The organism is Acinetobacter pseudolwoffii (assembly GCF_002803605.1).
Classification (GTDB): Bacteria; Pseudomonadota; Gammaproteobacteria; order Pseudomonadales; family Moraxellaceae; genus Acinetobacter; species Acinetobacter pseudolwoffii.
On sequence record NZ_PHRG01000001.1, the window covers coordinates 177,505 to 198,474 of the forward strand.

The 20,970-nt window shown below is 44.1% G+C and carries 19 protein-coding genes; 11 read left to right on the top strand and 8 right to left on the bottom strand.

The features are described from left to right. Window positions 1–231 precede the first annotated feature (231 nt). Window positions 232–726, top strand: coding sequence for a YqiA/YcfP family alpha/beta fold hydrolase (locus CWI32_RS00875; RefSeq protein ID WP_100534417.1), 495 nt, complete (start codon window positions 232–234; stop codon window positions 724–726). 389 nt (window positions 727–1,115) lie between these two features. Here CWI32_RS00875 and CWI32_RS00880 read toward each other — a convergent pair whose 3' ends face one another. After that, window positions 1,116–1,658, bottom strand: coding sequence for an adenine phosphoribosyltransferase (locus tag CWI32_RS00880; protein WP_005096259.1), 543 nt, complete (start codon window positions 1,656–1,658; stop codon window positions 1,116–1,118). A 488-nt stretch (window positions 1,659–2,146) separates the two neighbouring features. On the opposite strand from CWI32_RS00880, the gene rubA reads away from it, so the two are divergent. The 5 genes from rubA to CWI32_RS00905 all read left to right on the top strand — a co-directional run bounded on the left by rubA (window position 2,147) and on the right by CWI32_RS00905 (window position 6,342). After that, window positions 2,147–2,311 carry a rubredoxin RubA gene (gene rubA / locus CWI32_RS00885; RefSeq protein ID WP_005096258.1) on the top strand — a complete coding sequence of 55 codons (165 nt, stop codon included), beginning with the start codon at window positions 2,147–2,149 and terminating at the stop codon, window positions 2,309–2,311. A 98-nt stretch (window positions 2,312–2,409) separates the two neighbouring features. Beyond that, entirely contained in the window at window positions 2,410–3,588 is a 1,179-nt protein-coding gene (gene rubB, locus CWI32_RS00890) for a rubredoxin reductase RubB (protein WP_074383094.1), read from the top strand. A gap of 57 nt (window positions 3,589–3,645) precedes the next feature. Continuing rightward, on the top strand, window positions 3,646–4,584 hold the full coding sequence (estB, locus tag CWI32_RS00895) for an esterase EstB (protein ID WP_100534418.1): 939 nt from the start codon (window positions 3,646–3,648) through the stop codon (window positions 4,582–4,584). A 13-nt stretch (window positions 4,585–4,597) separates the two neighbouring features. Further along, window positions 4,598–5,506 carry a LysR family transcriptional regulator OxyR gene (gene oxyR / locus CWI32_RS00900; RefSeq protein ID WP_005172010.1) on the top strand — a complete coding sequence of 303 codons (909 nt, stop codon included), beginning with the start codon at window positions 4,598–4,600 and terminating at the stop codon, window positions 5,504–5,506. A gap of 254 nt (window positions 5,507–5,760) precedes the next feature. Beyond that, the gene (locus tag CWI32_RS00905; protein WP_100534419.1) at window positions 5,761–6,342 is read left to right on the top strand and encodes a response regulator; all 582 of its coding nucleotides are present in this window, start codon (window positions 5,761–5,763) and stop codon (window positions 6,340–6,342) included. A gap of 61 nt (window positions 6,343–6,403) precedes the next feature. Here CWI32_RS00905 and ppk1 read toward each other — a convergent pair whose 3' ends face one another. Then, on the bottom strand, window positions 6,404–8,485 hold the full coding sequence (ppk1, locus tag CWI32_RS00910; RefSeq protein ID WP_100534420.1) for a polyphosphate kinase 1: 2,082 nt from the start codon (window positions 8,483–8,485) through the stop codon (window positions 6,404–6,406). Between the two features lie 111 nt (window positions 8,486–8,596). Beyond that, on the bottom strand, window positions 8,597–9,271 hold the full coding sequence (mtgA, locus tag CWI32_RS00915; RefSeq protein ID WP_100534421.1) for a monofunctional biosynthetic peptidoglycan transglycosylase: 675 nt from the start codon (window positions 9,269–9,271) through the stop codon (window positions 8,597–8,599). A gap of 77 nt (window positions 9,272–9,348) precedes the next feature. Between mtgA and CWI32_RS00920 the strand changes: the two genes are divergently transcribed. Beyond that, entirely contained in the window at window positions 9,349–10,167 is an 819-nt protein-coding gene (locus CWI32_RS00920; protein WP_100534422.1) for a rhomboid family intramembrane serine protease, read from the top strand. Window positions 10,168–10,218: 51 nt separating this feature from the next. Here CWI32_RS00920 and CWI32_RS00925 read toward each other — a convergent pair whose 3' ends face one another. Both CWI32_RS00925 and CWI32_RS00930 read right to left on the bottom strand, forming a co-directional pair. Continuing rightward, the gene (locus CWI32_RS00925; protein ID WP_100534423.1) at window positions 10,219–12,711 is read right to left on the bottom strand and encodes an ABC transporter permease; all 2,493 of its coding nucleotides are present in this window, start codon (window positions 12,709–12,711) and stop codon (window positions 10,219–10,221) included. Between the two features lies 1 nt (window position 12,712). Further along, window positions 12,713–13,438, bottom strand: a complete 726-nt coding sequence (locus CWI32_RS00930; RefSeq protein WP_005096248.1) for an ABC transporter ATP-binding protein — start codon at window positions 13,436–13,438, stop codon at window positions 12,713–12,715. Window positions 13,439–13,449: 11 nt separating this feature from the next. On the opposite strand from CWI32_RS00930, the gene CWI32_RS00935 reads away from it, so the two are divergent. Further along, entirely contained in the window at window positions 13,450–14,079 is a 630-nt protein-coding gene (locus CWI32_RS00935) for an arylesterase (protein WP_005172025.1), read from the top strand. 43 nt (window positions 14,080–14,122) lie between these two features. On the opposite strand, the gene CWI32_RS00940 is transcribed toward CWI32_RS00935, so the two are convergent. Then, window positions 14,123–14,737, bottom strand: a complete 615-nt coding sequence (locus CWI32_RS00940) for a carbonic anhydrase (protein ID WP_005096244.1) — start codon at window positions 14,735–14,737, stop codon at window positions 14,123–14,125. A 309-nt stretch (window positions 14,738–15,046) separates the two neighbouring features. Between CWI32_RS00940 and CWI32_RS00945 the strand changes: the two genes are divergently transcribed. Continuing rightward, window positions 15,047–16,084, top strand: coding sequence for an alpha/beta fold hydrolase (locus CWI32_RS00945; RefSeq protein ID WP_100357262.1), 1,038 nt, complete (start codon window positions 15,047–15,049; stop codon window positions 16,082–16,084). Window positions 16,085–16,098: 14 nt separating this feature from the next. Continuing rightward, entirely contained in the window at window positions 16,099–17,100 is a 1,002-nt protein-coding gene (locus CWI32_RS00950; protein ID WP_100534424.1) for a hypothetical protein, read from the top strand. A 36-nt stretch (window positions 17,101–17,136) separates the two neighbouring features. Here the strand turns inward: CWI32_RS00950 and CWI32_RS00955 are convergent, their stop codons facing one another. Together CWI32_RS00955 and nfuA are read right to left on the bottom strand one after the other, a co-directional pair. Beyond that, window positions 17,137–19,236: a TonB-dependent receptor domain-containing protein gene (locus CWI32_RS00955; protein ID WP_100534425.1), complete on the bottom strand. Its 2,100-nt coding sequence runs from the start codon at window positions 19,234–19,236 to the stop codon at window positions 17,137–17,139. A gap of 193 nt (window positions 19,237–19,429) precedes the next feature. Next, window positions 19,430–20,068: a Fe-S biogenesis protein NfuA gene (gene nfuA, locus CWI32_RS00960; RefSeq protein ID WP_005096238.1), complete on the bottom strand. Its 639-nt coding sequence runs from the start codon at window positions 20,066–20,068 to the stop codon at window positions 19,430–19,432. Between the two features lie 159 nt (window positions 20,069–20,227). Between nfuA and CWI32_RS00965 the strand changes: the two genes are divergently transcribed. Further along, on the top strand, window positions 20,228–20,845 hold the full coding sequence (locus tag CWI32_RS00965) for a rhomboid family intramembrane serine protease (RefSeq protein ID WP_005096237.1): 618 nt from the start codon (window positions 20,228–20,230) through the stop codon (window positions 20,843–20,845). Window positions 20,846–20,970 lie beyond the last annotated feature (125 nt).

Sequence of the window (20,970 nt, forward strand, 5' to 3'; positions counted from 1 at the left end):
ATCCACTCTACCAATACAATTCAGCTCGATTTGGAGCCGATTATGCGATTACTTAGATGAAAGTCCTAGTGTGTGACGAGGTAGAGCCAATCACTGCACAAAAAAATGCTGGCTTAGACCAATAGCTAACTGCCTTGGATGTCCACACGTTCTACAATGATGCTCAGATTGAAGATGATGTGCCAATCAATAAATACCAATATGGCATGCCCCATAAAAATGAGTAAGATTATGTCTAAGATTTTGTTTTTACATGGCTTAGATTCCTCCAGAGAATCCACCAAGTTTCATGCAATTAATGTCGTGCATAAATATTGTATTGATGTCGATTATCGTAATCTGAGCTATAATTCGGTCGCCAGTTTTTATCATGAGATGATTGAAACCATCAAACCGGATATTCTGGTGGGTCATAATCTTGGCGGCTATTGGGCACTGAAAATGTCGCAGGCTTATCACCTTCCCTGTGTGGTGGCGAATCCCATTTTGCAACCCAATTTCAGAGATGATTATCCGGCAATTTGTCATGGCGATTTACAGCATGATATTCCGCAGTTTGCCTATCTCGAACTGGGCGATGAAATTCTGGATATGCATGCGGTTCAGGCACAGCTTGAAGACTATATGCAAATTCAGGCAGTTGATGGCGGCCATCATCGACTAGAACATCCTGAACAGATTAATACGCTGATTCAGGAAATTGAACATCATTTTATCAGACAATAAAAAAGCCCCGATATTGAGGTAATGCTGATCAGTTAAGGAGTTTAGAAATAGACTCTTTAACTTTTTAGTCATTCACGGCGGAGTCTTAACTTTATAAATCAAATTCTTGTAAATTATTTGTTACTTTGGTTTCGCCCAAATGAGAAGCGAAGCTTCGCAAGGAAGGCATCTTGCGGAGCAACACTCCTCACCGCAAAACTCGTCAGCCACCATCGACTAGTAAATTTGTCGCAGAAACAATCATTTTTAAATCTAGTCCTGCCTCAAACAGTTGCGGATGACTTTTCTACTTGTCAAATATGATCATGAATTTAAAAAAGAAAATGCCAGTCAATTTCTTAACTGACCGGCATTACCGATATTGAGGAGCTTTTTTTTAAATCTACAATTTAGGCAACCGCAGCTTCAGGCTGAGATTTATCATCCAGTACTGACCAGATATCCAGACCTAATTCAGCATGCAAATCAGGAAGATCAAGAAAGATACTTGCACCTAGTACTTCATGCTGACATTTGAGTGCCAATTCATTTACCGCTTTTAAAGTTCCGCCTGTTGCCAGAACATCATCAACAATGATGACTTTCTGAGACTGAACTTCCGCAGACATTTCTAAACGATCCAGACCATATTCCAGGCTATAACCGACACCCACGACTGGAGGCGGCAATTTTCCTGCTTTACGCACCAATAACAAGCCTTTGCCGGTACGTTGTGCCAACAGGCTTGCCAACACAAAACCACGCGCTTCCACTGCGATAAAGCTTTCTACTTCTGCCAGTTTGTCAGCAGGAATGCTGGCAATCAGGGCATCAGTCAATGGACCAATATTGCTCATGAAAAGTGGGGTCAAATCATAAAAGCAAATTCCTGGTTTTGGAAAATCTTGGACCGTACGAATGTGAGACCACAAAGAAGTAGACAAATTGCTCATGGGAGATCTTAAAAAAAGAAAAGGAATATGCGAATTTTAAACCTATTTCCAGCCAATGAACAAGCCGAGCTGTATAATAAAAACTCAATATTTAAGCACAAGTTATTGATTTTATTAAATTCATTTATTATAAAAATATTTAATCCAGACTTTACTGATTCTAAATTATATAAAAACCTCAGTTTTTACTGCACGACTTTGGTCTATAACGCCTCATTTAAGCTAAATTTTGCCACAGCAGCCGCTTCATCACTCCACAGCATTTGCCAGCAAAGCCGATTTGACTCATTTTCAGAGAAATACTGAATCCCAAAGTCATTCTGCTGCTAATTTCGCTGATTAAGCTTTTATTCACTTTACTTTCTGAATAGAACTGCGTAAAAATTTAGCCAAATATGTTCACTGTTAAAAAGTCATATTCTTTTAGAGTCTTGCCATTTTATGGATTTTAAGCTGACGGTTACACTTGCTCAGTTTTGGAGAGTTACATGAAAAAGTATCAATGCATCGTTTGTGGATGGATTTATGACGAGGCGGAAGGTTGGCCTCAAGACGGCATCGTGGCGGGAACCAAATGGGAAGATATCCCGGATGACTGGACCTGTCCAGATTGTGGCGTGTCTAAAGTCGATTTCGAAATGATCGAAGTCTGAGCACGCCCAGTTAAAGACCATGTCGATATGGTCTTTTTTTATGTCCTTTTTATCCTCATATAAAACAGCATGGAGAGCCCTACAGCATGGAAACGACTATGCATCCTATCGTTATTATTGGTTCAGGTATGGCAGGTTATGCTGTAGCACGTGAATTTCGCAAACTTAATCCAGAGCATGAACTGCTGATGATTTGCGCGGATGATGCGATAAATTATGCCAAACCGACCCTTTCCAATGCTTTGGTTGGCAAAAAAGCGCCTGAACAGATTGCATTGGGCGATGCTGCAAAAATGTCGGCACAACTGAATATGCGGATTGAACAGCAGACTTGGGTCAAAGCCATTCATCCGGAAGATCATCAGCTGGTACTTGAGAAAGATGGTCAGGAAAGCACACAGAATTATTCCAAACTGGTCTTGGCGGTCGGTGCCAACCCGGTACGTTTAGCCATTTCCGGTGATGCCAGTGATGACATTCATGTGGTGAATAATTTAAGTGACTATAAGACGTTCCGCAGCAATCTGGCGGCACGTGAAGATAAACGCGTGGTGATTTTAGGCGCAGGCCTGATTGGCTGCGAATTTGCCAATGACCTGCAAAATACCGAGCATCAGGTCACAGTGATCGATCTAGCACCTCAACCGCTGGGCCGTTTATTACCTGAACATGTTGCAACGGCCTTCCAGAAAAACCTTGAAGAAACCGGCATTCATTTCGTCTTGGGCACCACGGTCGAGAAGGTCTCTCGTGCTGAAAATGGTGACTATTTGGTCATGCTGGCCAATGGTCAGTCTCTCGTTGCTGATGTGGTTTTGTCTGCGGTAGGTCTACAGCCGAATATTTCTTTGGCCAAACAGGCAGATGTTCATACCAGTCGTGGAATTTTAACCACGGCGCAACTGGAAACCAATCATGCCGATATTTATGCCGTAGGTGACTGTGCTGAAGTGAATGGTACCTTATTGCCTTATGTCATGCCCATCATGCAACAGGCGCGCGCGCTGGCAAAAACCCTGAATGGCGAACATACGGCTGTACATTATCCGGCTATGCCAGTGGCAGTGAAAACGCCTGCTGCACCTTTAACTGTCCTGCCTGCACCAGTCGATGTTGAGGTCACCTGGGAAACTGAAGAGCTGGAAGATGGCATGCTGGCCAAAGCCATCGACGGTAGCGGCACTTTACGTGGCTTTGTACTCTTGGGTGCAACTGCGGGCAAACAACGTCTGTCTTTGACCAAGCAGGTTCCTGACTTGATTCCTGCTGTGGTTTAGAGGTTTAATACTCAGGATATTTTTTAAACAAAATATCCTTTAATTAGGACAGCAATTATGCACAGCGCATTACAGTTTAATCTTTCTCCATATAGTTCTTTCATGCGTGAAACCAGAGTTGATCTGGGTAATGGTGTGGAATTACATGTCGAGGTGGGTGGAAATCCGGAACATCCTACGCTGCTCCTGATTATGGGACTGGGTGCACAGGTGCTGTACTGGCCTGACTTTTTTTGTAAATCATTGATTGATCAAGGTTTCCATCTGGTACGTTTTGATAATCGCGATATTGGCCTGTCTTCAAAAATCCATAACAAGGGCCCACGCCTGAACACCCTGAAAATGATGAGCCGTTTTGTGCTCGGTCTGGGCAATCAGGGGGCACCTTATGATCTGTATGATATGGCTGAAGATGTCAGTCTGCTGATTGAAAAAATGCAGCTGGAACAGGTTGATGTATTGGGTGCATCCATGGGTGGCATGATTGCCCAGATTCTGGCGGCACGCTATCCGGACAAAGTTAAAAAACTGGGTTTACTGTTTACCAGCAACAATCAGCCACTACTGCCGCCGCCCTTTCCCAAGCAACTCTTTAGTTTGATTGACAAACCGGCTTCAACAGATGAAGATGGTATTGTAGATCATAGTCTAAAACTGTTTAACATCATCGGTTCGCCAGGTTATGTCAATCATCTGGAAGCGGTGCAGACCGCACGTAAATTATATAAACGAAGTTACTATCCTGCCGGTGTACTTCAACAGTTTTTAGCAATATTATGTACAGGTTCATTGCTGCAACTGAACAAGCAAATCAAGCAAGAGACCCTGGTGGTTCATGGTGCTCGTGATCGATTGCTGCCTCCCAGTCATGGCAAGGCCGTTGCAAAAGCGATTCCAGGGGCTAAATTTGAATTAATTGATGGAATGGGGCATGATATCCCACCGCATTTTATTCCATATCTTAGCGAATTATTTGCTGATCATTTTAAATCATAAACATTAGGACACTATGGCTGCACTACCCTCCTTAAGACAGCTGTCATACCTCGTAACACTGTCAGAGACGCTACATTTTACAGAAGCTGCTCGCCGCTCATTTGTCACCCAGTCAACTTTGTCTGGCGGCATTATGGAGCTGGAGCGTTTACTCGGTGGCGTACTTGTTGAACGCGACCGCCAGAATGTTCGTTTAACGCCTCTTGGTGAACAAGTGGTTGCACGCGCACGTGTTCTACTGGCTGATGCTCAGGACTTGATGCGCTTAAGTCGTGAGATGAGTGAACCCTTAACCGGTGATTTACATCTTGGCGTGATTCCTACGATTGCTCCCTTCCTGCTGTCACAGCTGCTAGAAGAAGTGCATAAACAATTACCAAAAATCCAGTTGCATCTGCATGAAGCACAAAGCGAGAAAATTGTAGAAAAACTGGAACATGGCAACCTGGATATGGTGGCCTTGGCGCTACCTTTCGATACACGTGGCCTGAAAGTGGCCGAGATTGCCAAAGAGAATCTGTATCTGGTTTATCAAAAATCAGACCAACACGCTGCACAAGCGAATTCTCTGGAAGATCTTGATCTGTCTCGCCTGATGTTACTTGAGGAAGGTCATTGCTTACGTGATCATGCCCTGAGTGCCTGCCCGATTGGTGAGCGTAAAAATGATCATCGTTTAAAAGCCAGCTCTTTGCCGACTTTAATCGAAATGGTCTCTGCAAATCTTGGTTTTACTTTATTGCCAGAAATTGCGATTTATACCAATATGATCAAAGCCAACCCTGAGATTCTGGTCAAGCCAATCAACTCTGCGCCAAGTCGCACCCTGGCATTGGTGACGCGTAAAAGTACGCCGCTACAAAGCGAGTTTGATGTGTTATTACAGATTTTCCAAAAAATCACTCAGCACAATGCTGCTTGAGCTAAAATTTTAGATGATTAAAAGGAGCACACCCGTTGCTCCTTTTTTTATATCTCAAAGTGGATATAACCAACCATTATAGACCTGCTAAAGTCTCAAGCTGACTGTTAATGTCATCGGTTTTAATCTGTAATAAATGCTATTTAAGACGAAGATGAGGTGATTATCGTTAAATCCCTATTTTTTGGGATATTCATTTTATTTTGCTTCATCCACAGTATAGCCTTCTCTTAGAATCAACAGGATTGAGCTTATTGGCTGCCCTCTTGCCTGCACCGGTTTTAGTCATCGCTTCATTTACTGACCTGAACCTGTCCAAAACTCAGACTGTACTGCAACAACTGGGCTATCAACCAGATATGCTGCTGTATGCAGACAATTTCCAATCTGCACAAGAGATGATTGCCGAACATCTGCCTAACTTGATTCTTTATCACCTGACAGAAGCCTCACAGATTCATTTCATCGGCCAGATGAAACGGCATAACCCAAATACACCTGTAGTTGCCGTACTCAAGAGTGAATCCACAGCACTCATTTATTCAGCAATCTTATCTGGTGCAAATAGCTATATCCAACCTCAGGCTTCATTCATCCAGTTTACTGAAAGCCTGAAAATTGTCTTGCGTGGCGGTGCCTATATCCATGCTGAACTGGCAGAACATATCCTGTACCAGCTCACTGACAAAACCTGTCTCAAGGTAACCGAATTGCAGCTCTTACACTTACTCAGCCAGCAAAAAATCCCAGTAGACATACAGCTCCAGCTGACTGACTATCAGATGTATGCCCAGGTCAAACAGATCTATCGCAAACTGCTGATATCCTCTGATTAAAACCCTTGAATGCTATTTTCTGGATAAAAAAGAGGCTGAATTTTCAGCCTCTTGAGAGCATTTATTTAAACAAGTCCAATAAAATGCGTTGAGCATTATGTGGCTTTTCACCTTCTTGCAGCTGTGCCCGCAGCCAGGTTCCATCCCCTTGTAATAACCAGGATTGCTGATTATCTTTCAGATAGTTAAGCAGCCCCTGTTGATAGATGCGTTTTTTCAACGCTTCATCTTCTACCGGGAAGCAGGCTTCGACCCGGTTAAACAGGTTGCGATCCATCCAGTCTGCACTTGAACAGTAAACCCGTGCATTACCGTTATTGCTGAAATAATACACGCGGGTATGTTCTAGGAAACGCCCGACAATCGAACGTACCCGAATATTTGCAGACAAACCTGGCAATCCCGGACGCAAACTACAAATCGAGCGGATAATCAGGTCAATCTGTACCCCGGCCTGAGAAGCTTCATAGAGTTTATTGATCAACTGCATCTCGGTCAGCGCATTAACTTTGACAATAATCTGCGCCGGCTTGCCTGCTTTGGCATTCACGATTTCATTATCAATATAATTAATGAGTTGGGTATGTAAGGTAAATGGCGCATGTAACAGCTTTTTCAGCTTGGCCATTTTCCCCATACCGGTCAGCTCCTGAAAGATACGGTGCACATCTTCACACAGGTCTTTATCCGTGGTGAGCAAACCATAATCAGTATAGATTCGCGCATTACCGGCATGATAGTTGCCGGTTCCCAGATGTACATAGCGCACCAGTTTATTATTTTCCCGGCGTACCACCAGAATCATTTTGGCATGGGTTTTATAGCCAACGATGCCATAGACCACCACCGCACCGGCTTCTTGCAGGACATTGGCCACTTCGATATTGGATTCTTCATCGAAACGTGCACGCAATTCAATCACGGCCGTGACTTCCTTGCCATTGCGGGCAGCTTCCGCCAGCACCTGCACGATTTCAGAATCCGGGCCACTGCGGTACAGGGTCTGTTTGATCGCCAGCACTTGTGGATCACGTGCAGCTTCACGCAACAATGAAATGACCGGTGCAAAAGACTCAAACGGATGATGCAGCAAGATATCCTGTTTTTGCATGGCACTAAAAATATTTTCAGATTTTTTCAGTACTTTGGGAATGATCGGGGTATGTGAATCATAGCGTAAATGCGGGCGCTTGAAATTAGACAGTAAGCGCGCCAGATTGACTGGGCCTGCGACTTTATAAAGCTGCTCTTCTTCCAGATCAAATTCATTCAGCAGATATTCATAAATATGCTGCGGACAGTTTTCTGTCACTTCCAGACGTACAGCACGGCCAAAACGGCGTGAACTGAGTTCGCCTTTAAGCGCCTTAGCCAAATCTTCAACATCTTCATTCAGGGCCAGATCGGCATTCCGCGTGACACGGAACTGATAGCAACCGGTCGCTGTCATGCCTGGGAACAGATCCGAAACATGTTCATGAATAATCGCGGACAGCATCACATGATGCTCTTTGCCATCGGTTAATTCATCTGGCAGACGTACCACGCGTGGTAACGAACGCGGCGCTGGCACCACAGCCAGATCAATCTGACGGCCAAAGGCATCTTTACCTTCGAGAGTCACAATAAAGTTCAGTGATTTATTCACCAGACGTGGAAACGGATGTGCAGGGTCTAGGCTAATTGGCGTCAGGACGGGCGCAACCTGTTCCTGAAAATATTTTTTCACCCAGGCCGATTGTGCCGGAGTCAGTTCACCACGGCGCAAGAAACAGATATCTTCCTCACGCAGTTTTGGCAAAATTTCTTCATTTAAAATACGGTACTGGCGTTCAATCGCAGCATGTGCAGTTTTGGAAATCTGTTCCAGCACCTGCTTTGGGGTCAGGCCATCCGGACTGCGACTTTCATTGTCCAAATCTAACTGTTCCATCATTCCTGCGACCCGAATCTCAAAAAATTCGTCCAGATTACGCGAGAAAATTAACAGGAAATTCATGCGTTCAAGCAAGGGATGTAAAGGATCGACAGCCTGTTCCAGGACGCGTAAATGGAAGTCTAAAATAGACAGTTCACGATTTATATAACGATCATTATATGTATATTCGGGCTGTGCTGAAGTAGTGCTGGCTGCCGTATTCATATCAAACCTATGCGGATTTAAAATTGTGCTTATCAGTTCAAGTATGCTTCAAATTGATGACAATTTCATAAAAAAAAGCCCAAAAACTGGGCTTTTTCTTTAAATAATTATTTAAGGCAATTCTGCATAACGCATATAACGCTGAATCATGCGCTTGCGTGCATTTAAGGCAGAGGAGTTGCGATGATCCTGAAAATATTTTGGATTGGTCAGAATGGCCGCCAGAAAGATCGCTTGATCCTGAGTCAGGCTTTGCGCAGTTTTGCCAAAATAATGTTTGGCTGCGGCTTCTACGCCATAGATATTGTCACCAAATTCAATCGAGTTTAAATAGACTTCCAGAATCCGCTGTTTCGACCACATGCGTTCCATCATCCAGGTGGCCACCGCTTCCTGGCCTTTACGTACAAATGAACGCTTATTAACCAGAAATAGGTTTTTCGCCAATTGCTGGGAAATGGTAGACCCCCCAGCCACCACCCGGCCCTGATCCCGGTTTTTATTCAGCGCAGTTTGAATGCCGTCCCAGTCAAAACCATGGTGATGAATGAATTTTCCATCTTCTGCAGTGACAATGGCACGTTTCAGATTCAGGCTGATCTCATCATAGGGACGCCACTGATGCTGAATCGCTTTGGAAGGTTCTGTCCAGTAATCAATCCGCATCATCATGGTGGTGTTCACCGGATTGGTTCGCCACCAGGCCAGACTGGCAAAGATCCACAATTGAACCAGCAGAATCACACTGACGATGACGAGCATCGTGCGGATCAGGAAGGCTTTCATGTCAGTGCGTTACTCCTGAAAATTTAATTTTTCGTGTTAAGCTTATTCGAAATATACAATCACAGCAAAAAAATAGCATGTCTGAATACTCTCCCCCTGTCGAACATCGCAAACTTGAAATGCATCTCTGGTGGATCACCGCCATTTTAATCGCGATTAATGTCGGATTATTTGGCTGGCAGGCCATCAATGGTATGGATATCAGCCAGCCGAGTACCCGAGATGCGATTCTCTGGGGTGCCGATTATGCACCTTTAACCTATTTAGCGGAACCCATGCGTTTGTTTAGCAGCATGTTTTTCCATTTTGGCCTGATTCACCTGATGTTGAATATGTGGGCCTTGTATATTTTTGGTAGTGTTGCCGAACAACTGTTTGGCCGGATGTATTTTATTGGCTTATACCTGTGTGCCGGCTTAATGGGCAGTTTGCTCAGTGGCTATATGAACATTCAGGACAGCTATGATCTGATTGCAGGGGGTGTGGCCAACCCAAGTTTATTGCCGGCGGTCAGTGCCGGTGCATCCGGTGCGGTGATGGGACTCGGCGCTTCACTGACGGTATTGGCCCTGTTGCCGATGCTGCCCCAGCAACGTTTTATTCTGGATAAAAAGACCTTGGTGATGGTGATGGGTCTGAACCTGGCCATGGGCTTTATGATCAGCGGAATCAACAATGCCGCACATATTGGTGGCATGTTGATGGGCGCTTTTTTAACCTTGCTGTGGTATGCCGGACAAAAAATGCAGCGTAGCCGCCTGATCAACCTGATCGCTTTAGTGATTGGTTTTGGCCTCTGTGTGCTGCTTTATCAACATAACTTGGCCTTGATCGAAGCAATTCGCCCACTGTGGCAAGAGATTCTCGACCTGATGCGACAACAATTGCAGCTTTAAATCATTGCCGCTTTAAATACCAGCGAATTTAAAAAGCCATGGAGATGAATCTTACTGATTCATCTCGCGCAAGCTTTGTAAGGGCGGAATGTCCGACAGATAGCTCAGACGATAACGGCCAATCAGCGCACATAACACAGTCATGAAAATCGGCAGGATAATCCAGATTTCCCAGTGTGGCTGAATCATTAAATCCATACGATAACTGGCGATTGCGCTAATCACTTCGGCAAACAGACAGGAAACCACTCCGGCAAACAGTCCGATAAAACCAATTTCCAGACTCATCATGGTTTTCAGTTTTTGTTTGGAGCTGCCAAATGACCGTAGCAAGGCCACTTCACGTTTGCGTTCATCCATGAGCAGGTTCAGACAAGCCATCAGTACCAGAAAACCGGAGATACTAACCAGCACGGCCAGAATCGTCACGATCTGCACCAGTACATTCACAATACGCTTGATCTCTTCCAGAATCAGGCTGACATCAATAAATACCGTATTGGAAAATTGCTGGATCACAGACACCAGTTTGTCCTTATCTTGTTCCGGCACATAGAAACTGCCCAGATAACTTCCGGCATTGGCATCCATGCTATTCGGGGCAAAAATAAAGAAGAAATTCGGACTAAAACTTTCCCACTCGACCGTTCTTAAATTGATGACCTTCGCTTCCAGCACACCTTCAGGCAGACTGAAACTGAGCTTGTCGCCAATCTTGATACCTAATTCTTCAGCAGTATTGGCTTCGACCGATACCGTGCCGACCTGTTGCAAAACTGCGTCACCACGAATAATCACATTATCCTGTGGATAGCTGTCGGACTGGGTCAGGTTCAGCTCGCGTTTTAAAGTATTATTGCTTTTGACTAATTCTGGAGCAAAAGGCTGATCATTTTTAGCCACCAGACGCCCACGAACGTTCGGATAAAGTGGTGTACTTTTCCAGCCATTCTGCTCAATTTGAGCTTTTAGGTCTGGCATGTCAAACGGCGGCAAACCATACATAAACTGATTTGGTGTACCTTGCGGCAACTGTTGCTGCCAACGCTCTAATAGGTCTGTGCGCAATACGGCTAATACTGTAATCAGACTGAGACCCAAGGCCAAAGCGGTAATCTGTAAGGCTGTTTGAGATGGTGTTCGTACATAGGCTGACAGATTCAATTTCTGATTGCGCAGCAGTTTTAAGATCAACCATACCGTCAGATACAACACTGCACATAACACAATAATCGCGCCAATTACCCAGGCAGTCAGGAGCAGATTTTCGGTTAGAATCACGCTAAAAATAATCAGGCTCAGCGTTCCGGTCAGCAGCATCCACAGCATGGATTGCACTGATTTTTCCTGCTGGCGAATTACTCGAATTGGTGGCGTGTTCAACAGTTGCAATAGGCTCGGCATGACAAAGCCCAACAGCACCACCGCACTGGTCAGCATCGCGACTGGTAATGGCCCGAGCAGCATCGCCATAGCAGAGAATTCAATTTCTAAGTTGGGAATCAGTTGCAGCATTAACTGTAATAACCCATAACCCAGACCAATGCCGATCACTGTACCAATCGACATGGCAATCAGCAGTACTGTGCCGAGCAAGGCCAGATAAGCCGATAAAATCTGCTGTTTGGTCGCACCGATACAACGCATCAAGGCAATATGATCTTGATTCTGCTGGACATAACGCTGCGCAGTGAGAGCAATCGCGATACCACATAATAAAATGGTCAGAATATTGGCCAGTTGCAGGAAGGTATCCAGGTTGGCAATCGGCTTCATTAAGCGGGTATTGCCCTCACTGGCATTGCGTAACCGGAGACTGCTTTGCTCCTCAAATTCCTGTCCCTGCACTTCTGCTGGCGTTTCAGCCGAGCCGTTTTCGGACTTGAGCTGCTGCTTGAACAAGGCTTCATATTGTTGGGTATCGTCTGGACGGCCAGCCATGAGCAAGCGATATTCAATCCGGCTACCCACCTGAATCGCATTGGTGCGTGCCACATCCGCCTGAGAAATAATCACCGTTGGCGAAAAGCCAGAAAATCCGAGCTCCTGATTAGAATCCTGTTCAATCTTGGCTGTGACTTTAAACGCCGCATCGGCAATATTCAGCTGATCGCCCAGTTTGACTTTGAGCAGGTCCATAGCCCGTGGACTGAGCCAGATTTCACCCGATTGAATCTTCGTTTTTGCAGGTTGCAGCCGCAGCTCGCCACGCAAGGGAAAAGCCTGATCGATGGCTTTAACATTGACCATGACAAACTGTTCATCGGTATAAGCCATGGTGTTAAAGAAAGTGACTTCGGACTGCTGTAAATCCAGCTGTTTGGCCTGATCACGCCATTCTTTTGGTAGAGGCTCATTGTCCGAAAGCACCAGATCACCGGCCAGCATTTCTGCGGCCTGTAAGGCCACTGCATTCTGAATCTGTTCATTGCTAAACTTGAGCGCTGTTGTTGCACTGATCGCCAAAGTTAAGGCAATAATTAACAGATAAATTCCGGTACTTTTAAAACTTTGTGTGAGTAGAGGACGAAATAGAGGGTTCATCTCATCCTCCACTCGGATGTTCAATCAACTGGCCATTCAGCAGTTCAAAATGTCGCTGGCATTGCTGTGCCAGTTTACGGTCATGCGTCACCAGAACTAAAGTCGTACCCAGTTCCCGATTCAACTGAAACAAAAGCTGTTCAATTTCCTTGGCAGTTTCACCGTCGAGATTGCCTGTGGGTTCATCGGCAAAAATAATTTTCGGTTCACTGACCAGTGCCCGGGCAATCGCGACACGCTGCTGCTCCCCGCCAGACAGGACTTTCGGGGTTTGTTGTGCCTGCCGATCCAGACCAACTTTATGCAGTAGCGCCAAGGCTTTTTGTTCAGCTTCTGCATATTTGAAACTGGGCTGTAAACGCAGTGGCAGCATGACATTTTCAAGGGCAGTCAGATGTGGCAAGAGCTGAAAAGACTGAAACACAAACCCGATATTTTTCAGGCGCACCAACGCACGTTGTTCTTCATTCAAGGTAGAAACCGACTCGCCACTGACGATGAGCTGGCCTGAACTGGCCTGATCCAGCGTTGCCAGAATGCCTAGCAATGTGGATTTCCCCGAGCCGGAACGACCGGTAATTGCCACCTGCTCGCCTGCCATAATCTCCAGATCAAGATCCTCAAAAATAGTCAGCTGTTTTTGTGAAAGTTGTATCTTTTGTGTCAATTTCTGGGCAGAAATAATCGCCTGTGGCATGATGTTCGAATCGTTGCTACTTTGAATCATACGTGTCCTATATGAAAGATCTTAATCAGAAAACTCGGGTATTGTCTTACTTGTTTTTGCTCAGTCTGTGCCTGTTACCGCTCGGGGTATCAGCAAAGACGATTATGATTTTAGGTGATAGTTTAAGTGCTGGTTACGGTATTCAGCCACAACAAGGCTGGGTACATTTATTACAAAAGCGTTTAGAGCAACAGTATCCGAAACAGCATAAAGTGGTCAATGCAAGTGTCAGTGGAGAAACCACCAGTGGAGCGCTGGCCAGAATGCCGAAACTGTTGCAGACGCATCGTCCAGACCTTGTGGTGATTGAGTTGGGGGGTAATGACGGCTTACGCGGACAGCCGCCGCAAATGATTCAAAAAAATTTAGCCAGCCTGATTCAGCAAAGCCAGAAAGCCAAGGCCAAAGTCGTGGTATTTGGTATGAAGATGCCGCCTAATTATGGACAGGCCTATAGCAAGGCCTTTGAAAATAATTATAAAGTAGTGAGCCAGCAATATAAGGTGAAATTGTTACCGTTCTTTATGCAGGGTGTGGCCGGCAATAAAACCCTGATGCAAAAGGATCTGATTCATCCAAATGCCAAGGCACAAACCATCCTGCTAAATAATGCCTATCCATACATTAAAGGCGCTTTATAAAGCGCCTTTAAGTTATTTTAGATTGTATTTAAATAAATTTTGCCTAAAAATCAAAGAACAATACTTCACCTGTTTCCAGTGAATATTCAGCACCGACCACTTTGAGTTGTCCTTGACCAATCAGATTTTCTAATACTGCTGAACCATGACGTAGTTGGTTAACCGATGCAAATACATTAGAACGCACGGCATGCTTGGACAATTTTGCCAAATCATTTTTCAGTTCAGTTTGCATTAAGGTTTCAACAGAAGGACGTACTCGATTTACAATCGACATCAGGTTTGCCGACGGCGGGCAATCTGGGCACATTAAGGTATCAATGGTGGCCTGGATCGCGCCACAATGACTATGACCTAAGACTACAACAATAGCGCAGTCATAGCGTTCCGCCGCAAATTCAACACTCCCGACCTGTGATGGTGCGACAATATTGCCTGCAACACGAATCACAAAAAGATCACCGAGACCCTGATCAAAAACCATTTCAGCCGGGACACGCGAATCTGAACAGCCCAGTACAATTGCAAATGGGTTCTGATCCTCTGCCATTTCTGCGCGCTGTTGGTGGCTCAGTTGTTTTGGATGCGAGGTATCACCGCTGACAAAACGTTGGTTCCCTTGTTTAAGACGTTCTAAAGCTTCTTGAGCTGTGAGCATTCTTTTCTATCACCGATGTTTTAGTTGCAATATTTTACTGCCAGTTTTTTTGAATGTCACTTGCAAAAAATCTTAGCTGCTTAAATTTTTAACATTTATGTAATTTCATTTCAGCAGGGGTTTTATGTGCAGCACATCACATTTTAAAATCATTCAATGCTGTTCAGCAAAAAACTAATGGGTGACAAGCGCCAGGATTGATTTAAAATAGAATGAAGAATAATGTTTTTATTTGACTGAAATAGCAAATTTACAACATGGAAGTATTTGAGCAATTTGCTCGCTGTGTATTTTTTGGGGAATGTGCCAATGAAGAAAATAATAAAGTTGCGCTCGAAAATAATCTGCTCGACCTTAGTCGCGTTTACGATGGCATTGCCGAGCTTTGCACATAGTCAATATATGTTTAGCCAGCTGAATGAAAAGCCTGCCAAAATATTACAACAACATCTGCTGCAGGAACGAACACAGGCTGGACTTCAATCCAAGACACTTAAAATCGGTGATGTGACCTGGAGCTACAGTGAAGGTGGTGCCAAGAACAAGCCTTCAATTCTGCTGATTCATGGTCTGGCAGGAACGCGAGATAACTGGAATCGGGTCGCACAGTTTCTGACTCCACATTATCATGTGATTATTCCTGACTTGCCGAGCAACGGCGATACCAAGATTCCGGAGAGTTTCGATGTTTCTGTGCCCAATGTGACTTCTCAGATGCGTTTATTCATTGAAACCTTAAATGTAGACGAGAATTTACATATTGCCGGACATTCCCTGGGGGGATCGATTGCCACGGTCTATGCCTCACAATATCCATTCGATACGCAAAGCCTATTTTTAATCAATAGTGCCGGTCTCTACAAAATGGGCAATACGCCCTATACCAAAGACCCGCAAGCCCTAAAAGACCTGATCGTCAGCAAGCCCGGTGATCTGCAAGATGTCTCCAGACAGCTGATGCAGAACCCGCCGGTGATTCCTTATCAGCTCCAGTATGCACAGGAAAAACTGCTGATTTCACGTTCTGAGCAGACCAGTAAATCGATTGATCAGGTCGTGATGCTGAACCGGATTTATACACCAGAAACCTTTGCCCGCCTGACCCGCACAGTTGAAGCACCGACCTTGATTTTATGGGGCAGACAGGACCGGATCATCAATGTCGAAGTGGTTAAAGAACTGCATGCCCTGTTGAAACGTGCCGAAACGCCGGTGATTCTGAACAATGTCGGGCATATGCCGATTCTGGAAGCAGAAAAACAGGTGGCACAACATTATTTGCCTTTTCTGGCCAAGACCCAGACCCTAAAAAACCCGCTTGCTGATAAACTCATTCCTTTAAATTAAGTTTCAGAGCCGTTATGCAGAAACACCCGATGATTGAGCAGTTGATCGATGCTCAACTTGATTTTCTCGATCAGGCATTTTCTCAATCTGAAACGATTCAAACTGAGTTTCATGCGTTTTATCTGTGGTTACGTAAACAGAACCTGAAAGATCTATGGAGCTGTGATCTGATTCATCAGCTTTTACAAAAACAGATTCTGGATACTGCTGCCAGCAGCTTTCTGATTGAGCAGATTGCTGAGCATATCCGTTTTGCACTGGTGCATCCGGCCAACGATACGACCAAAATTGCCGATGTGATTCCAGTCCTGACCGTGGATAAAATCGCACAATATGTTGCCAGTAAAAGTGGCCATCGTCAGCGTCTGATTAAGACCGTCGTGAATAATCCGGCATTTTCGGCCATGATCACGCAACTGATCCAGCATTCCATTCAGGATTATCTGGATAATTCTGTCATCGCTAAAAGCGTGCCTGGGGTTTCCCGTTTTATGAAAATGGGCAAGTCGGTACTGGAAAATGTCACCGATACGGATCTGGACAGTACTATTGCGCGTTATCTGCAAAAGAATATTTTAAAACTGAGCCAGATGAGTGAACATGTGCTGAACCAGCACTTTGATGATGAAAAACTCTATCATTTTCAGGCCAATCTCTGGCATAAAATTAAAGATATGCCGGTATCGGTATTGAAAAATTATATTGAGCTTCAGGATTTAAATCAGACAGTCGGTTTAGGACATGAGATCTGGGATCATTTGCGTCAGACGGATTATCTAAAACAGCAAGTTCATGATGGAATTCATACCTGGTATGTGCGCAATCAGGAACATACTTTTGACAGCTTGCTGCGTGATCTGAATATTGATGAAGCCTTAATCCAGCATGAGTTACAGCAATTGTTGAACCCGATCATTCAACAGATGGTTTCACAAGGTCATTTACGTGAACGTACACGCAGATATCTGGAACAGTTTTATTATTCAGAAGATACTTTGAAGATTCTTAAAGTATAAAGTTTAAAAGCCGCTCGAGAGCGGCTTTTAAATTGTTTAGAAATTATAAGTCAGTCCGACAAAGACTTCCTGACGATCCAGATAATAATCATTTGAAGCATTTACTAATTTTTTATCAAATAAATTATTGAGACCACCTCGAACAGTCACTTGATCGTTCACTTCATAATTCGCAGATAAGTTAAATACCGTATGTGGTTTTTGCATCACTACCGTATCTTCAATACTTGCCGTATATTGTTCACCGGTATATTGCGCTGCAAGTTCCAATGAAAGTGGATCAGTAGGAATCCAGTTGAGTGCGCTATAAACGGATAACTCGGGAATCGTTGAAAGATTTCTGCCAGTCACTAAGTTTTTTGATTCAAAATAATAGGTTGCATTGATCTTCCAGCTTAAATTCTCTAAAAGTGGTAATGCCACACTTGCTTCCAAGCCCCGTACACGCGCTTTTTCAGCATTTTGATATTGTGTCCACCACACCCCATTAATTTCTCCTAAAGCACGATATTCAATTTTATTTTTAAAATCTGTGTGGAAATAAGTTAAACCGAGATCAAAATCATTTTGAGCAAAATTAAATCCAAGTTCATAGTTGGTACTTTCTTCAGGCTGCAGGTCTGCATTACCCGCCATATAACATCCGCCCGATACATAGCCTAAAGGTTTCAAGGATGTACATCCATTCCCCCCTGAACGCGTCGCTGCACCTGCAGTATTCTCTTTGAGTGAAGGAGCTCTAAAGCCCTGAGCAACACCACCTTTAATGGTCAATGCATCATTTGGTTGCACCACCAAATAAGCACGTGGACTATTATGTGTGCCAAATTTATCGTGATGATCAAAACGATTACCAAGGGTCAAATTGACTTGATCATTAAAAACAATTTTATCTTCAACGAACAATGCCCAGGTATCTCCTTCTAGCTCTGAACCATATTCTTTGCCGTCATAACTTGGAATAGCCAGCCCAATATTACGGGTATTAACCAGTTCTTCTGATTTCCATTGACCTCCCACTGTCGCAACATGCTCCACACCTAATTTAAACGGAATATTGAGATTAGCTTCTACAATGCTTTCCTTGGATTTTTGTGTGGTCGGCCCAGTCTCTGTCACCTGACTTTGATCATAATCATTGTAGTAAGCCGTAATTTTTGAATCACCGAAACCCCATTGAGCATCATGTGATAGAGACACTGAACGATGTTCTAACTCAGATGGACCCCATGCTAATAAAGCCTGTTCTTTACCATCCACCACCTGAGGCGTGGTCGAGGCATTATTCTCTTGCAAGCTATAACCCAGCTCTAAAGATAAGCTATGAATATCGTTCGGCGTATAATCAAACTTTAAGTTCGCATTCTGATCACGACTACCCGATTGTCCGGTTGCTTTACTTCCTGCCATTCCGGGAAGATTACGGTCAGAGGTTTGATAGCCTTGATCCGCTTCCTGTTCAGTGATCCCGACTGTGGCACGCATACCTAGTGTATCGGTTAAAGGGCCATATCCCACGAGTCCTGATTGAATGGTTCGCCCTAAATCCGAAGATGTCGTTGGCATGGTATGGTTTAAGGTCAATGAGCCGCCCCATTCTGAAGGGATTTTTTTGGTAATGATGTTGATCACTCCACCCATCGCATCAGAGCCATATAAAGAAGACATGGGTCCACGTACAACCTCAATACGTTCAATCATTTCTGGTCTCACCCAGTTTAGATCTTGATGTCCTAGGTTTGCACGATAATTGGTATCTCGAGAAGAGCCCACACGTTTACCATCAATTAAGATCAGCGTGTAATTGTCAGGCATCCCGCGTAATTGTATTTTTGAACCTGCCCCATTTGAACTTAGGCCCCCTGTTACGCCGGGCACGCGTTTCAAGATATCGGCCAGACTTGAAACAGGCTGTTTCTGTATGTCTTCTGCCGTAATGACACTAATTGAAGCTGGCGCAGATTTAACATCAACTGCCTGTCCACTCGCAGTCACCACAATCGTTTGTAATTTGGTCGCATCAGCCTGTACGATTCCCTCTTTTTCTTCAGTAACTTGGTCTTGCGCTTGGACTGAAACAGTCATTGCTGTAAATACTGCGAAAGCTAAAGTTGTTTTTAAGAAGGGCTTATTCATACCTTGCACGTCCTAAGAGTTATGAAGAGATCATGTTTATTCGGTTGCGAAGTGTAACAGGGATTTCCACAAATGCAATTACTATTGATAATTATTATCATTAACATTTATTAAACTTAAAGCCAGATATAAAAAAACCTCGAAAGTTCGAGGTTTTTTAGAATGCGATAAATGAACTGTTCTATAGAACAGCTTATTTCATATACGCACCTTCAGATTGGCTATGATCCGTTTCATCAACGACATGCATCAATTCAGGAATATGCTGCTTTAGCGTGGTTTCTACCCCTTGTTTCAAGGTGATATCAATCGCTGAACAACCCTGGCAACCACCACCAAATTTAAGCACCGCTGTTAAGCCATGCTCTGGGTCTTCTTTGACTTCAACCAGGGCACAGTTACCGCCATGCCCTGCCAGACCCGGGTTAATTTCAGACTGCAATACATAGGTAATACGCTCTTCTACCGATGCATCTGGCCCCACACGTGGCACTTTAGAGTTTGGCGCACGGAAGGTCAGCTGACCACCAAAACGGTCTTTGTTGTAGTCAATCACGGCATCAAGTAAATACGGAATAGATGGCGAGTCGATAAAAGCAGGGAACTCAGGATATTCCTGCTTATAATCTGTCGGTACAACTTCATCAGGTGCACTATAGGCCATGCAACATTCAGCGCGAGGAGTACCCGGATGTTCTACAAAAACACGCACACCAATACCCGGGGTGTTCTGTTTATCCAGTAAATCCTTTAAATACTCTTGTGCTGTTGGTGTAATCAATAAGTTGGGAATTTCACCAACAACTGGAGTGCTGCTGTTCTCAGTCGACATAACAATAATTTCCTCAAGCTCAGACGGCTATTTTAACTGAAGATCGGGGGGAATTTTTAAAAATCAACTAAAATTGTCGGATTTATTATAAAAGTACAACTTTAGTGCAATTTTAATGGCATCATAATTGGCAAATAGGCACCATTAGAATTACTTTATATGCTTGATTTACCTTTTAATCACACCGTTACCATTATTCTGATCACCTGTATTGTGTCCTTTATTGCCTTCTCTAAAGAGACGGTGATGAATCGCCTGATTTTCTGGCCACCGGCACTGCAACGTGGACAATATGACCGCTTTATTAGCCATGGTTTTATTCACGCCGATGGAACTCACCTGCTATTCAATATGATTACCCTGTTCTTTTTTGGCAGTGTGATCGAGAGCTTTTATCGTCAGTATTTATATGATCTGGGTTTTATTCTGTTCTATCTGGGCGGTCTGATTGCAGCTATTATTCCAAGTTATCTGACCCATAAAAATAATCCGCGTTGGGCGAGCCTTGGTGCATCAGGTGCAGTCTCTGCAGTGCTGTTTGCCTATATTCTGTTTGAGCCGTGGAAGCTGATTTTTGTGTTCTTTATACCGGTTCCTGCGATTATTTTTGCCGTGCTCTATGTGGCCTATAGCATCTGGTCAGGCAAAAAAGGCAATAGCAACATTAATCATAGCGCGCATTTGTGGGGAGCAGCCTACGGCGTGATCATGACCATTATTCTGGAGCCACGCCTGATTCCGCATTTCCTGAATAAACTGATGCAGGTTCCGTTTTAATCAGGGTTATTGAAGGCTAGAGAAATAAGGCTACATATAAGATAAGCTTGATATTTCCGCTAAAAATAAATGAGAGCGCCATGGCTCTCTTATTTATTTGAAACATCTCGTAATATATTAAAAAG